Annotated in this window: 12 protein-coding genes; 8 read left to right on the plus strand and 4 right to left on the minus strand. The window is 74.0% G+C overall.

Annotated features, from left to right (window positions below):
- Positions 1-40: 40 nt before the first annotated feature.
- The 8 genes from KSP35_RS05785 to KSP35_RS05820 all read left to right on the plus strand — a co-directional run bounded on the left by KSP35_RS05785 (position 41) and on the right by KSP35_RS05820 (position 7,820).
- The gene (locus KSP35_RS05785) at positions 41-1,720 is read left to right on the plus strand and encodes a DEDD exonuclease domain-containing protein (RefSeq protein ID WP_216999777.1); all 1,680 of its coding nucleotides are present in this window, start codon (positions 41-43) and stop codon (positions 1,718-1,720) included.
- Positions 1,721-1,802: 82 nt separating this feature from the next.
- Positions 1,803-2,759: an ABC transporter ATP-binding protein gene (locus KSP35_RS05790; protein WP_216999779.1), complete on the plus strand. Its 957-nt coding sequence runs from the start codon at positions 1,803-1,805 to the stop codon at positions 2,757-2,759.
- Positions 2,756-3,610 carry an ABC transporter permease gene (locus tag KSP35_RS05795; protein WP_216999781.1) on the plus strand — a complete coding sequence of 285 codons (855 nt, stop codon included), beginning with the start codon at positions 2,756-2,758 and terminating at the stop codon, positions 3,608-3,610. The genes KSP35_RS05790 and KSP35_RS05795 overlap by 4 nt, the downstream gene beginning before the upstream one ends.
- A gap of 62 nt (positions 3,611-3,672) precedes the next feature.
- Complete coding sequence (locus KSP35_RS05800; RefSeq protein ID WP_216999783.1) at positions 3,673-4,863, plus strand: sensor histidine kinase; 1,191 nt, start codon at positions 3,673-3,675, stop codon at positions 4,861-4,863.
- A complete protein-coding gene (locus tag KSP35_RS05805) occupies positions 4,860-5,483 on the plus strand; it encodes a response regulator transcription factor (protein ID WP_216999785.1) in 624 nt (207 codons plus the stop codon). Before KSP35_RS05800 ends, KSP35_RS05805 begins: the two co-directional genes overlap by 4 nt.
- Before the next feature lie 30 nt (positions 5,484-5,513).
- Positions 5,514-6,281 (plus strand): hypothetical protein, encoded by a 768-nt coding sequence (locus KSP35_RS05810; protein WP_216999787.1) that lies wholly within the window; start codon positions 5,514-5,516, stop codon positions 6,279-6,281.
- A 17-nt stretch (positions 6,282-6,298) separates the two neighbouring features.
- Entirely contained in the window at positions 6,299-6,577 is a 279-nt protein-coding gene (locus KSP35_RS05815; protein ID WP_216999788.1) for an Lrp/AsnC family transcriptional regulator, read from the plus strand.
- Between the two features lie 346 nt (positions 6,578-6,923).
- A complete protein-coding gene (locus tag KSP35_RS05820) occupies positions 6,924-7,820 on the plus strand; it encodes an IS481 family transposase (protein ID WP_254126793.1) in 897 nt (298 codons plus the stop codon).
- Between the two features lie 57 nt (positions 7,821-7,877).
- Here the strand turns inward: KSP35_RS05820 and KSP35_RS05825 are convergent, their stop codons facing one another.
- The 4 genes from KSP35_RS05825 to trpD all read right to left on the minus strand — a co-directional run bounded on the left by KSP35_RS05825 (position 7,878) and on the right by trpD (position 13,162).
- Positions 7,878-9,188, minus strand: coding sequence for a DUF445 domain-containing protein (locus KSP35_RS05825; RefSeq protein WP_216999789.1), 1,311 nt, complete (start codon positions 9,186-9,188; stop codon positions 7,878-7,880).
- A 71-nt stretch (positions 9,189-9,259) separates the two neighbouring features.
- Entirely contained in the window at positions 9,260-10,549 is a 1,290-nt protein-coding gene (locus KSP35_RS05830) for a hypothetical protein (protein ID WP_216999790.1), read from the minus strand.
- 107 nt (positions 10,550-10,656) lie between these two features.
- Positions 10,657-11,955: a hypothetical protein gene (locus tag KSP35_RS05835; RefSeq protein WP_216999791.1), complete on the minus strand. Its 1,299-nt coding sequence runs from the start codon at positions 11,953-11,955 to the stop codon at positions 10,657-10,659.
- Positions 11,956-12,100: 145 nt separating this feature from the next.
- A complete protein-coding gene (gene trpD, locus KSP35_RS05840; protein ID WP_216999792.1) occupies positions 12,101-13,162 on the minus strand; it encodes an anthranilate phosphoribosyltransferase in 1,062 nt (353 codons plus the stop codon).
- Positions 13,163-13,182: the final 20 nt, after the last annotated feature.

A 13,182-nucleotide genomic window follows, 5' to 3' on the forward strand; every position in this document is an offset into this window, starting at 1 on the left:
AACGCTTGTTCGCAGAACGGATGTTCGGTACGGTCCCTCCATGCAGGCCAGCTTCGACGACCTCGGCACCCCCCTCCACCAGGTCACGTTCTGCGTCCTGGACCTCGAGACCACGGGCGGCACCGCCGCCGACGGGGGGATCACCGAGATCGGCGCGGTGAAGTACTGCGGCGGCGAGCAGCTCGGCACCTTCCGCACGTTCGTGAACCCCGGCCACCTCATCCCCCGCCAGATCACCGTGCTCACCGGCATCAGCCAGCGCATGGTGGACGAGGCGCCGCCGCCGGAGGTGGTGCTGCCCACCTTCCTCGAGTTCCTGGGCGATGCGGTGATCGTCGGCCACAACGTCCGCTACGACCTCGGCTACCTGAACGGCGCCATGGAGCGCACCGGGCGGCCCAAGCTGGCCAACCGGGTGGTCGACACGCTCGGGCTGGCCCGCCGGCTGGTGCGCGACGAGGTGCCGAACTGCAAGCTCGGCACCCTGGCGGACCGCCTGCGCCTCGAGCACCGGCCGAGCCACCGCGCCCTCGACGACGCCCTCGCCACGGCGGACCTCCTCCACCTCCTGCTGGAGCGGGCCGGCCGCCTCGGCGTGTGCGGGCTCGACGACCTGATCGACCTCCCGAAGATCGACGGGCACCCCCAGGCCGCCAAGCTCCGCCTCACCGACAAGCTGCCCCGCAGCCCCGGCGTCTACCTGTTCCGTGACGCCGCCGGCCGCACGCTCTACGTCGGCAAGGCGTCGAACCTCCGCACCCGGGTGCGCTCCTACTTCTCCGGCGACGAGCGCAAGAAGGTGGGCCAGCTGCTCCGCGAGACCGAGCGGATCGACCACGTCGTCTGCCCCAGCCCGCTGGAGGCGGCGGTCCTCGAGGTCCGGCTCATCCACCGCCTGGAGCCGCGCTTCAACCGCCAGCTCACCACCTGGCGCCGGTACGTGTACCTCAAGCTCACCGACGAGCGGTTCCCCCGCCTCTCGGTGGTGAAGGCCATCCGGCCTGACGCCGCCCTGTACCTCGGGCCGCTCCCCTCCACCAAGGCGGCGCGCCGGGTGGCCGAGGCCATCGAGACGGCGATCCCGCTGCGACGGTGCTCGGGCAACCCGGGGCGCCAGCTCCGCTCGGGCCCGTGCGCCGACGCGCAGCTCGGCGTCGCCGCCTGCCCGTGCGACGGCCAGCTCAGCGAGGAGGCCTACGCCGTCACGGTCGCCACCGTGCGCCGGGGCCTGCTGCACGACCCGTCGGTGCTGCTGGTGCCGCTCGAGCAGAAGATGCACGCCCTCGCCCAGGCCGAGCGCTTCGAGGAGGCCGCCGACATGCGCGACCGGGCGGCCGCGCTCACCGCCGCGCTGCGCCGCCAGCGCCGGTTCGACGCGCTGCGGGGCGCCGGGCGCGTGGTGGTCGAGCTGGGCGGGCGATCGGGTGCCGAGCTCGACCACGGCCGGCTGGTGCGGGCGTGGCGCATCGACCGCACCGGCATCGTCGCGCTCCCCCTCCCGCTCGACCTCGACCCGGCGGCACCGGACTCGCTCTCCGCGCCGCTCGGCGACGATCCCTCCGGCCCCGGCCTGCCCGTGCCCAAGGCCCTCGCCGACGAGCTGGCCTGCGTCGCCGCGTGGATGGACAAGGAGGCCGCCCGCATCCGCGTCATCCACTCCGACCGGGGCTTGGCCTCGGCGTACCCCGCCCTCCCCTCCTTCGAGCCCCTCCCCCGCTGATGACGGGCCTCCACCGAACGGTGGAGGCCCGATCCACCACAGCGTCGTTCCCGGCCGGCGACGGCGGGCGCACGCTGGTGCCATGACCCCGGAACCGGTGATCGAGCTCGAGTCCCTGACCAAGCGCTACGGCGACCACGAGGCGGTGCGCGGCATCGACCTGTCGATCTCGCGAGGCGAGGTGTTCGCCCTGCTGGGCCCGAACGGCGCCGGCAAGACCACCACGGTCGAGATCCTCGAGGGCTACCGCACGGCGACCAGCGGCACCGTGCAGGTGCTCGGCGCCGACCCCGCCACCGCCGGCGACGACTGGCGGGCACGCGTGGGGATCGTGCACCAGGAGACCAAGCTGCCCGAGGACCTCACCTGCGCCGAGCTGGTCGAGTTCCAGGCGCTGCTCTACCCGCGGCCCATCGACCCCGCCGAGGCGCTGCGCCTCGTGGGCCTGGAGCCACAGCGCGGCCAGCGGTGCAGCACGCTCTCGGGCGGGCAGCAGCGGCGCCTCGACGTCGCCCTCGGGATCATCGGCGACCCGGAGCTGATCTTCCTCGACGAGCCCACCACCGGGCTCGACCCCGAGGCCCGTCGCCAGGCGTGGGAGCTGGTCGAGCAGCTCATCGGCTCGGGCAAGACGGTGCTGCTCACCACGCACTACCTGGAGGAGGCCGAGCGCCTGGCCGACCGGCTCGCCGTCATCGTCGGTGGCCGCATCGTGGCCGAGGGGACGCCGGCGTCGCTCGGCGGCCGGGGCGAGGCCGAGACCACCGTCTCGTTCCGGCTCACCGGCGGGCTGGGCGACCCACCGGCGCTCGACGGCCTCGAGGTGGGCCCCGCCACCGCCGACGCGGCCCCCTTGGTCCGGGTCCGCACCTGGCGCCCCACCGAGGTGGTCGGCCTGCTCGCGGCCTGGAGCCGCGACGCCGGCAGCGACGAGCTGCCCGAGCTGGCGGTCACCCGCCGCTCGCTCGAGGACACCTACCTCGCCCTGGTCGCCGAGCACGGCGACCCATCCCCCGCCGACCTGGAGGCAACCCGATGACCGACGTGACCGTCCCGCACCCCGGGGCCGGCGCGGCACCCGTCGTCGACCCCTCGTGGCGCCGCACCGTCCGCCTCGGCGTCCTACTGGGCCGCCTGCAGCTCAAGGAGTTCTTCCGCTCCCGGGCCGCCCTCATCTTCGGCCTGCTGTTCCCGGTGATGCTGCTGGTGCTGCTGGCCTCGGTCTTCAACGAGACCATCAAGGGCACCGGCGGGGTCACCGTCGCCCAGTACATGACCGCCGGGGTGCTGGCCATCTCGATCGCCACCGCCGGCTTCTCCAACCTGGCCAACACGGTGGCCGTGCAGCGCGACACCGGCCGCATCAAGCGGTGGGCCGCCACCCCGATGCCGGTGGGCTCCTACCTCATCGGCCTCTTCGTGCGGACCCTGGTGATCGCGGTGGCAGGCACGGTCATCCTGCTGGCCATCGGTCTCGGCTTCTACGGCCTCCACCTCCCCGACTCCCTCGTCGACTGGGCCATGTTCGTGGCCGTGTTCGTGCTCGGCGTGGCCAGCACGTCGCTGCTGGGCATCGCCTTCTCCCGCCTGTGCAAGAACGGGGAGAACGCTCCAGCGGTGGTCACGCCGCCGTTCCTCGCCCTGCAGTTCATCTCCGGGACGTTCCTCGACTTCACCGACCTGGCGACGCCGCTCAAGGTGGTGGCATCGATCTTCCCGCTGCGGTGGATGGCCCTCGGCATGCGCTCGGCGTTCCTGCCCGACGGCTTCGCCGCCCACGAGACCGGCGGCAGCTGGCAGCGACCGATGGTGCTGACGGTGCTGCTCGCCTGGACCATCGGCGGCTTCTTCCTCGCCCGGGCCACCTTCAGCTGGCGGGAGCGGTCGTGACCGCGGTCGAGCGGATCCGCCACGCGGCTGACGGCGGCTGCGGCGTGGACGAGGATGGCACCATGACCGACCAGGGCTGCGCCACGGGCGACGCCTCGCCCCACGCCTGGGAGCGGGTGGCGTGGGCCTGGCACCTGTTCATCCCCGTGCTGCTCTGCCTCAGCCTCGTGGCGGCGCTGGGCGACCCGGACCTCTCGGGCGGCGGCAAGGTCTTCGTCGTCGGCATCTCGGTGCTGATGGTCAACTGGTACGTGGCCCTCCGGCCCGACCTGGCCCGCAACCGGGGGGCACAGCGGCGCTCGATCACCTGGGGCCTCGGCTCGGTGCTGCTCTGGCTGCCGCTGGTGCTGGTCCACCCCGCCTTCTTCCTGGTGCTGACCGCGCTGTTCTCCACCATCTTCGCCAACGTCGAGCTGCGACCGGCGTCGTGGCTGGCCGGGCTGCTCGGCATCGAGATCGCGGTGGCCAACCTCCGCTACGGCGACCCCACCCCGGGCGAGGCGGTGTTCACCCTCGTGTGGGCCATGGCCATCGTGCTGGCCGCCATCACCTTCGCCCGCTGGATCCACGGGATCATCGACCAGAGCCGGGACCGCAGCGACCTCATCGCCCAGCTCGAGTCCACCCAGGCCGAGCTGGCGGCGGCCGAACGGGAGGCGGGCGTGGCGGCCGAGCGCAGCCGGCTCACCGGCGAGATCCACGACACCCTCGCCCAGAGCTTCACCAGCATCGTGATGCTGCTGCAGGCCGTCGAGGCGGGGCTGGCGCCCGATGCCACGGCTCGCCGCCAGGTCGAGCTCGCCATCGACACCGCTCGCTCGGGCCTGGGCGACGCCCGCCGCCTCATCGCCGACCTGGCGCCCGAGGCGCTGGACGCCCGGACGCTCCCCGACGCCATCGAGCGGGTGGCCGACCGCTTCAGCGCCGAGACCGGCGTGGCCAGCACCGTGGCGGTGACCGGCGAGCAGCGGAAGCTCCCGCCGACCGTCGAGGTCGCGCTGCTGCGGGCGGCCCAGGAGTCGCTGGCCAACGTGCGCAAGCACGCATCGGCCACCGCGGTGACCATCGCGCTGCGCTACGACGGCGAGGTGACCCTCCAGGTCGACGACGACGGCACCGGCTTCGACCCGGCCGACCCGGTCGCCGGCTTCGGCCTCCGGGGCATGCGGGACCGGCTGGCCACCGTCGACGGGCGCGTGCAGGTCGACTCCGAACCGGGCCACGGCACCCGCGTCCTGGTGGCCGTCCCGTGATCCGCGTCCTGATCGTCGACGACCACCCGGTCGTGCGCGAAGGGCTGGCGGGCATGCTGGCCACCGAGGACGACCTGGAGGTGGTGGGCCAGGCCGCCGACGGGCTCGAAGCGGTGCGCCTCGCCGCCGACCTGCGGCCCGACGTCGTCCTCAGCGACCTCCGGATGCCCAACCTCGACGGCGTCGGGACCATCACCGAGATCGCCCGGGTGGCGCCCGCCTCCCACGTCCTGGTGCTCACCACCTACGACACCGACGCCGACATCCTGCGCGCCGTCGAGGCCGGCGCCGCCGGCTACCTGCTCAAGGACACGCCCCGGGCCGTGCTGGTGGACGCCATCCGCGCCGCCTCCCGAGGCGAGACCGTCCTCGCCCCGGCCGTGGCGGCCCGGCTCGTCCGGCGCCTCCGGGACACCCATGAGGCCCTGACGGCCCGCGAGATCGACGTGCTGCACGTGGTGGCCAGCGGCGCCAGCAACGCCCAGGCGGCCGCCAAGCTCCACATCGGCGAGGCCACGGTGAAGACCCACCTCCTCCACATCTTCACCAAGCTCGGCGTCGAGGGGCGCACCGCAGCGGTGACCCGGGCCATGGAGCTCGGCATCATCCCCGCCCCCTGAACGGGGCGGGACCCCCGGTACCCTTGGCCGATGGAGTGGTTGCTGGTCGCCCTCATCGCCATCCTCTGCACCGCCACCACCCTGGCGTGCATCGTGGCCCTGATCGCCCGCAACCGGGTCAACCGCCACCACCGCGTCGACCCCGCGGTGCCCACCGACGCCCCGCTCACCTGGCTCGTCGACCCGCGTGCGCCCGCCAAGCTCCACCGCCGGCTGGCCAAGGTCGGCACCAGCACCACCGCGGTGGCCGACGACCTCCGCCCCACCGGTCGCAAGGCCCGCAAGGTGGAGCCCTCGCCGCTGGTGGCCACCGCCGAGGACTTGCGCGCCCAGGCCGTGCTGCTCGACCGCCAGGTCGCCCGGCTCGCCGTCCTGGCCGCCGGGGCCCGTCGCGGCCCGCTGCACCAGCTGGGACGGTCCGTCGACGACGTCGAGGCGGCCGCCGCCCGCCTCGTGGCGCTCAGCACCCAGGTGCGCACCCCGCGGGGCCTCAGCGCCGACGACGGCACGCTGGCCGACATCACCGCCCGGGTCGACCGCCTCGCCGAAGCGCACCAGGAGCTGGTGGAGCTCGACCGGGGCAACGGCCTGCACGACCGCCCGCTCGCCGCGCCACCCCTGGTGCGCACCCCGGAAGGCGGAGCGCGGAGCCCCCTCCCGCCCCCGCCTGCCCCTCGCCCTGCCACCAGGCCGACGGCGGCCGCTCCGCCCAGCCCCGGTCCCGCCGACGACACCCGGGTCGCGCCGCAGACCGAGCCGCCGCAGCCCCAGACCTGGCCGCCGACGCCCAGCAGGTAGCCGGGTAGCCTCCGGCCATGGTCCACGCCTTCGTGTTGCTCAAGGCCGAGCCGGCCCAGATCGCCGCCCTCACCAGCGCCCTCACCGAGGTCGACGGGGTGGCCGAGGTGTACTCCGTGGCCGGCGACGTCGACCTCATCGCCATCATCCGGGTCCCGCACCACGACGACCTCGCCGAGGTCGTCACCCGCCACATCTCGTCGCTCCCCGGCATCGTCGAGACCCGCACCATGATCGCGTTCAAGGCGTTCAGCCAGCACGACCTCGATGCCATGTGGGACCTCGGGGCCTCCTAGCCGCTGACATCCCTCCGGGCGCCCAGCCGCCCACGCCACGAGGTCTTGCTCCTCGGCCAGGGCCTCGGAGAAGGGCCACCCCACCGTCCTTCCCGCTCCTGGCGCCTCCTTCGTCGGCGCCGGGCCGCTCGGGCCCAGGCAAGGCGTTCAGCCAGCACGACCTCGACGCCATGTGGGACCTCGGCGCCCCCTAGCTGTAGTGACCACGGACCTTGTTGACACCGGTCCGAGCATGAAGTGAGCCCCCTGGGCGAGTGTGGAGCTGTCTAGGACCCACGCTCGAACCAGGAGGCTCGAAGTGCACGGTAACGCTCGGCTCACGCCCGTTGGCCGGCTCACGTTGGTGATGCGGATCGAATCTGGCCGACCAGTCGCCCATGTGGCTGCGGAGATGGGGATCTCCCGCCCGACCGCGTACAAGTGGTGGCGGCGGTGGCAAGACGACGGCGAAGCCGGCCTCATCGACCGTTCGAGCCGGCCCCGGTCGTGTCCGCATCGCAGCCCCGTCGAGCTCGAGTCCGCAATCGAGGACCTCCGGCGGACACTGAAGCTCGGTCCGGTGCGCATCGCCGCCCGGCTCGGGGTCCCGGCGTCGACGGTCCACCGGGTGCTGTGTCGGCTCGGTCTGAACCGCCTCGCGTGGATGGACCGGCCGACAGGTCGGGTGATCCGTCGCTATGAACGGAGCGTGCCGGGCGAGCTGGTGCATGTCGACGTGAAGAAGCTTGGCCGGGTTCCCGACGGCGGCGGTTGGCGGGTCCACGGCCGAGAGAGCCGCCCGAACCGCAAGCGTGGCCCAGGATGGGACTTCATCCACTCAGCGGTCGATGACCAGTCCCGGCTCGCCTACAGCGAGATCCACCCTGACGAGAAGGCCGACACCTGCGTCGCGTTCTGGCGCAGGGCGAGAGCCTTCTACGCGGACCACGGCATCGATGTCACCGGGGTCATGACCGACAACGCCAAGGCGTACCTCTGCGCCCGCTTCCAAGACGCGATCGGCGAGGCCGGTGCTCGGCACTGGTCGATCCCGCCCTACTCGCCTCAGATCAACGGCAAGGTCGAGCGGTTCAACCGCACCTTCCTAGACGAGTGGGCCTACGTGCAGCCCTGGCCGGACAACGCCACCAGAACCGCAGCCCTGGACGACTGGCTCCACCTCTACAACCATCACCGGCACCACACCGCCGTCGGCGGCCCACCCATCAGCCGCGTCAACGACCTACCGGGTCACTACACCTAGCCGCTGGCATCCCTCCGGGCGCCCGGCAGCGGAGCGGCGGCGGCAGCAGCAGCAGACCTAGAGGAGCTGGGTGGCGAGGTGGATCAGGAGGCCCACGAGGCCCCCGACCACCGTGCCGTTGATGCGGATGAACTGCAGGTCCCGGCCCACCTGGAGCTCGATGCGGCGGCTGGCGTCGTCGGCGTCCCAGCGGGCCACGGTGCCCGAGATCAGGTCGGCCACCTCGTCGCGGTACTGGTCGAGCACGTAGAGCACCGTCCGCTCCACCCAGCCGTCGATCTTGGCCCGCAGCTCGGCGTCGGTCTCGAGGCTCTGGCCGAGGCGGACGATCCCGGCCTCCAGCTTGGCCCGCAGCTCGCTGTCGGGATCGGCGCTGGCGGTGATGAGCGTGGCCTTGAGGTCGGTCCACAGCGTGGAGGTCCACGCCCGCAGCGCCGGGTGGGCCAGGAGCTGGGCCTTGAGCTCCTCGCCGCGTGCCTCCATCTCCGGCGACGTGCGCAGCTTGACCGCGAGCTCGCGGATGCGGTCGTCGATCTGGTGGCGGACGTCGTGGTCGGGGTCGGCGGCCACCTCGTCGAGGAACTTCCGGCCGCCACCGGTGAGGCGGGCGACGATCCGCTCGTCGACCGCGTCGGGCACCCACCAGGGGGACTCCTTCTCGACGCGGGCCCGGATGGTGTCGGTGTTGCGGTCGAGGAACTTGGCCGTGGCCTCGATCAGCGATTCGACCAGGACCTGGTGCTGGCCGTCGGCGATGGCGGCGTCGAGCACCTTGGCGGCCAGCGCGGCGGCGGGCACGTCGGCCACCCGCTCGGTGACCATCTGCTCCACCACCGGGGCCACGTCCTCGTCGCGCAGCACCTCCACCGCAGCCTGCACGGCATCGCCGGCGTTCTCGCCGAGCTTGCGGGCGTTCGTGGGGTCGGCCAGGTAGGCGCCGATGCGGTCGGCCACGCCGACCGAGCGGATCTTCTCGGCGATCACCGGGCCCGAGAGGAAGTTGCCCTGGACGAACGTGCCCAGGCCCTTGCCGATGTCGTCCTTGCGCTCGGCGATGATCGCCGTGTGCGGGATGGGCAGGCCCAGCGGGTGGCGGAACAGGGCCGTCACCGCGAACCAATCGGCGAGGGCGCCGACCATGGCGGCCTCGGCGAAGGCCTCGACGTAGCCGGCGAGGGTGTTGTCCGGGAACTGGCGAGCCACCACGAACACCACGGCCGCCAGCACCAGCAGGCCGGTGGCCAGCAGCTTCATCTTCCCGAGGGCGCCGGCCCGCTGCTGATCATCGGCTGATCCGCCAGGCGTGGCGTCGCTCGCCGGGCGCACCGCAGGGGCCGGCACGGACGGGAGGCGATCGGTGAGCGACATCGGGGCCATCCTTACCCCGACGGGTGACGGCTCGTGCCCCGCCAGGAGTCACACACCGCCGCCTGCGCTGGTCAGCGGTAGTAGCCGACGACGTCGACGACCACGTCGGTGGCCAGGCTGGCCGAGACCTGCACGAAGGCCTGGGCGTCGAGGGCCGACACCGCGGTGAACCGGCCGGCGTCGCCGCCCCAGACCATGGTGTTGGCCTGGGGCTTGGCCACCCCGTTGGCCCACACCGTCAGGTTGCCACTGCCGGTGCTGGCGTTCACCACCAGCACGGTGAGCAGCGCGGCGGTCGCTCCCACCGGCACGCCGCTGGCGTTGGCCTTCAGGTCGAGGGACCGGGCGGCGTTCGGGCTGAGGGGCTTCTTCGTGCCCACCGCCGGCAGGGTGCCGCTGCGGGAGTCGTAGATGCGGGCGGGAGCCGGCAGCACGTGGAACGAGCCGGCGGTGTTCGCGCCGCCGAGCTTCCGCCACGTGCCCGGCGTGCCGCTGGCCAGGCACAGCCAAAGGTCGTCGCGGTCGTGCACGATGGCGCCCTTCGTGCCCGGGGTGCTGCGCTGGGGCGGCGGGTCGAGGGTGAACGGCGGGTCGAGCACCAGGTGCTGGCGGCCCGACCCGACGCGCAGCCCCAGCAGCGACCCGTACAGGGTGGCGCCCGTGTCGACGTTGCTGACCGCTACGCCCGTCCCCGTGCCGGACGAGGAGCCGAACACCAGGACGCCGGGCCCGCCGCCGAGGGCCTCGACCGCCACCCCCGCAGCCGGGCCCTCGGTCCGCACGTGGAGCCCGCTCCCTCCCCCCTCGGTGAAGATGGCCGTGCCCTCGCCGGTCGTCACCGCGATGCCGTCGCCGGCGCCCAGGGCCTTGACGGCCACCGCGGCGTAGCCCGACGAGCTGGCCTCGACCCCCAGGGCGTAGCCGCTCCCGCTGTGGCGAGCGAACACGCCGTAGGCGCCGGCGGTGCCGGTGGTGCCGTAGACGCCGCTCGCCGCCGCGGTGTCGGTGGAGCCCGACACGCCGTCGCCGCCCAAGCCGGTGCCCAGCACCCCGGGGCTCCCGCTGCCGGCCACCGTCGCGGCGGCAGCGGGCGACGCGGCCAGGCCGGCGAGAGCGGCGCCCCCGGCCACGGCACCGGCCGCCACCATGCCCGCTCGCCGCAGGGCGGCCCGCCGGTCGAGCACCTCGGGCGCCGCCGAGGCGGGCCCGTCACCGGCCCGGTCTGCGGTCGGCGGGGTGGCGGCCCCGGCTGCGGTGGGCGCCGACCGGTCTCGGTCGACGAGCGCCCGGAGGCGGGCGACCTCGGCGACGAGGTCGGCGACGGTGGCTTCGAGCGGGGAGCTGGCGGGGGCGTGGTCCATGGTGCGATCGGACCACGGAGCCGTCCGCCGATCCACGGTCCCCGCCACTCATCGACCCGCCGCCGGTACTCAATCCCGCGAGCGGCCGCCGACCGATCCTGCGCCGGTCAGCGGTAGTACCCCACCACGTCGACCACGACGTCGGTCGCCAGGTTGGCCGAGACCTGGATGCGCGCCTGGGCATCGAGGGCCGACACCGCGGTGGCGGTGAACCGGCCGCCACTCGGGCCCCACACCACGGTGTTGGCCTGGGGCTTGCCCACGCCGGCCGCCCAGACCGTGGCGTTCCCCGCTCCTGCGGGTGCGTTCACCAGGAGCACCGTCAGCAGCGCCGCGGTGGCCCCCGCCGGCACCCCGCTGCCGTTCGCCTTCAGGTCGATCACGCGCGCCTGGTTGGCGACCAGGGGCGCCTTGGTCCCGACCTGGGGCGAGGTGCCCGGCCGCGAGTCGTAGGTGCGGGCCGGCGCCGGGAGCACGTGGAACGCGCCGGCCGTGGTCGTCCCGGAGACCTTGCGCCACTTGCCCGGTGCGCCGCCCTCGACGCAGTACCAGAGGTCGACCTGGGTGCTGACGAGGCAGCCCACCTCGTAGAGGTCGCTCCGCTGCGGCGGGGGCGTGCTGGTGCCGCCGCCCAAGCGGATCTGCGCCCGGTCCGAGCGGGCCACGACCCCGTGCAGGAAGCCGTCGAACTGGGCGGCGGTGTCGGCGATGCTGTAGATCCCGAAGCTGTTGCCCGTCCCGCTGGGCACCTGGACGAAGACCCCGGCGCCGTTGCCCTGGTTGCGGACGTCCAGTGCGGCGCTCGCGGAGTTGGCCGCGACGTGCACGCCGCCGCCCTCGAAGCGCCCGGCGACCTGGCCGATCGTCGCCGCCACGAGCGCCGGGCCCTGGTCGAGATTGGTGACCTTGGCCGTCGCCACCACGGGGCCGCTGCTCTCGGCGCCGAAGGCCTGCCCGGTGGTGCCGTGGCGGGCGAAGACGCCGTACGCGTCAGCGGTCGACGTCGCGCCGTAGACCCCGCTCGCCGAGGCGGCGTTGGTGCTGCCGCTGACCCCGTCGCCCCCGAGCCCGGTGCCCACCACGCCCGGGCTGCCGGAACCCGTGACGGTCGCCGCCGCCGCCGGGCTGGCGGACGCTCCCACGATCGCCACGCCGCCGGCCACCGCCCCGGCGGCCACCGCGCCGGCGCGCTTCAGCGCGGCGCGGCGTCCGTAGACCGGCTGGGCCGCCGCGTGGCGGCCGTCGAGCGAGGTGGGAGCCACTGCGCCGCTCGTGGCCTCCGCGGCGATGGCGGGAGCGGACGCCGCCGGCGGCGCCCCCTGCGCCTCGACCAGCGACCGGAGTCGGGCCAGCTCGGCTCGCAGCTCGGCGACGTCGGTGGCCAGGTCGGCAGGGGTGTGGTCCATGCGCCGATGGGACCACGGCCCGGCCAGTCCGACCACCGTGACGGGCACTCATCGCGCTCGGTGCGGTACTCAATTCGCCGCCGAGCGCTGGTGCCCCGCTCGGTGCACGGGTGGACGGCCGGCGTCGAGCGCCCGGAGCCCGGCTTCAGAGGCCCGCGGCGCGAGCGGCCTGGGACTCGGCGATGACCGTCTCGAGGGCGGCTGCGGCCTTGCCCTCCACCAGCGAGGCCCGGGCGGCGTCGACGCCGGAGGCGATGTCCTCGACGATGCCGGCGGCCACCAGGCCGGCGGCGGCGTTGAGCGCCACGATGTCGGCCTGGGGCCCGGGTTGGCCGCCCAGCACCTGGTGGGCGAGGCGGGCGTTGGTGTCGGCGTCGCCGCCGCGCAGGTCGTCGAGCGTGCCGCCGGCCAGGCCCAGGGCCTTCGGGTCGACCTCGTACGAGCGGACCTCGCCGTCGCGCAGCTCGTGCACGGTGGACGTGGTGGTGATGGTGAGCTCGTCCAGCCCGTCGTGGCCGTAGACCACGAGGGCTCGTTCGGCGCCGTTCGCCGCCAGCACCTGGACCATGCGCTCAGCCATGGCAGGGTCGGCCACGCCGGTGACCTGCCGACGGACGCGAGCGGGGTTGGCGAGCGGGCCGAGGAAGTTGAACACCGTCGGCACGCCCAGCTCCTTGCGGGTGGGGCCGGCGTGGCGCATGGCGCCGTGGAAGCGGGGCGCGAAGCAGAACCCGAAGTCGACGGCATCGACGCAGCGGGCCACGCCCTCCGGGCCAAGGTCGAAGGCCACGCCCAGCGCCTCGAGCAGGTCGGCGGTGCCGCAGGCCGAGGACGCAGCGCGGTTGCCGTGCTTGCACACCCGGCCGCCGGCGCCCACCACCGTGAGCGCGGCGAGGGTGGAGACGTTGATGCTGTGGCTGCGGTCGCCGCCGGTGCCCACCAGGTCGATGACCCCCTCGGGCCGGGCCAGCACCACCGGAGCCGAGCGGTCGACCATGGCCGACACCAGCCCGGTCAGCTCCACGACGGTCTCGCCCTTCATGCGCAGGGCCACGATGAAGCCGGCGATCTGGGCCGACGTGGCGTTGCCGTCGAGGATCTCGGCCATGGCCGCCGCCGCCTGCTCGGCGTCGAGGTCCCTCCGGCTCGTGAGGGTGCCGAGCACCCCCGGCCACCCGCCCAGCTCGTCCAGCGTCACCCCGGTCATGGCCGCCAGCATGGCAGACC

This window comes from Aquihabitans sp. G128, assembly GCF_019048865.1.
Classification (GTDB): Bacteria; Actinomycetota; Acidimicrobiia; order Acidimicrobiales; family Iamiaceae; genus Aquihabitans.

What these genes read in the sequence shown, in the direction of transcription:
- KSP35_RS05800 (WP_216999783.1), top strand. Translation starts at nt 3,673, where the DNA reads ATGACCGACCAGGGCTGCGCCACGGGCGACGCCTCGCCCCACGCCTGG.
- KSP35_RS05810 (WP_216999787.1), top strand. Translation starts at nt 5,514, where the DNA reads ATGGAGTGGTTGCTGGTCGCCCTCATCGCCATCCTCTGCACCGCCACC.
- KSP35_RS05785 (WP_216999777.1), top strand. Translation starts at nt 41, where the DNA reads ATGCAGGCCAGCTTCGACGACCTCGGCACCCCCCTCCACCAGGTCACG.
- KSP35_RS05830 (WP_216999790.1), bottom strand. Translation starts at nt 10,549, where the DNA reads ATGGACCACGCCCCCGCCAGCTCCCCGCTCGAAGCCACCGTCGCCGAC.
- KSP35_RS05820 (WP_254126793.1), top strand. Translation starts at nt 6,924, where the DNA reads ATGCGGATCGAATCTGGCCGACCAGTCGCCCATGTGGCTGCGGAGATG.
- KSP35_RS05815 (WP_216999788.1), top strand. Translation starts at nt 6,299, where the DNA reads ATGGTCCACGCCTTCGTGTTGCTCAAGGCCGAGCCGGCCCAGATCGCC.
- KSP35_RS05795 (WP_216999781.1), top strand. Translation starts at nt 2,756, where the DNA reads ATGACCGACGTGACCGTCCCGCACCCCGGGGCCGGCGCGGCACCCGTC.
- trpD (WP_216999792.1), bottom strand. Translation starts at nt 13,162, where the DNA reads ATGACCGGGGTGACGCTGGACGAGCTGGGCGGGTGGCCGGGGGTGCTC.
- KSP35_RS05825 (WP_216999789.1), bottom strand. Translation starts at nt 9,188, where the DNA reads ATGTCGCTCACCGATCGCCTCCCGTCCGTGCCGGCCCCTGCGGTGCGC.
- KSP35_RS05790 (WP_216999779.1), top strand. Translation starts at nt 1,803, where the DNA reads ATGACCCCGGAACCGGTGATCGAGCTCGAGTCCCTGACCAAGCGCTAC.
- KSP35_RS05835 (WP_216999791.1), bottom strand. Translation starts at nt 11,955, where the DNA reads ATGGACCACACCCCTGCCGACCTGGCCACCGACGTCGCCGAGCTGCGA.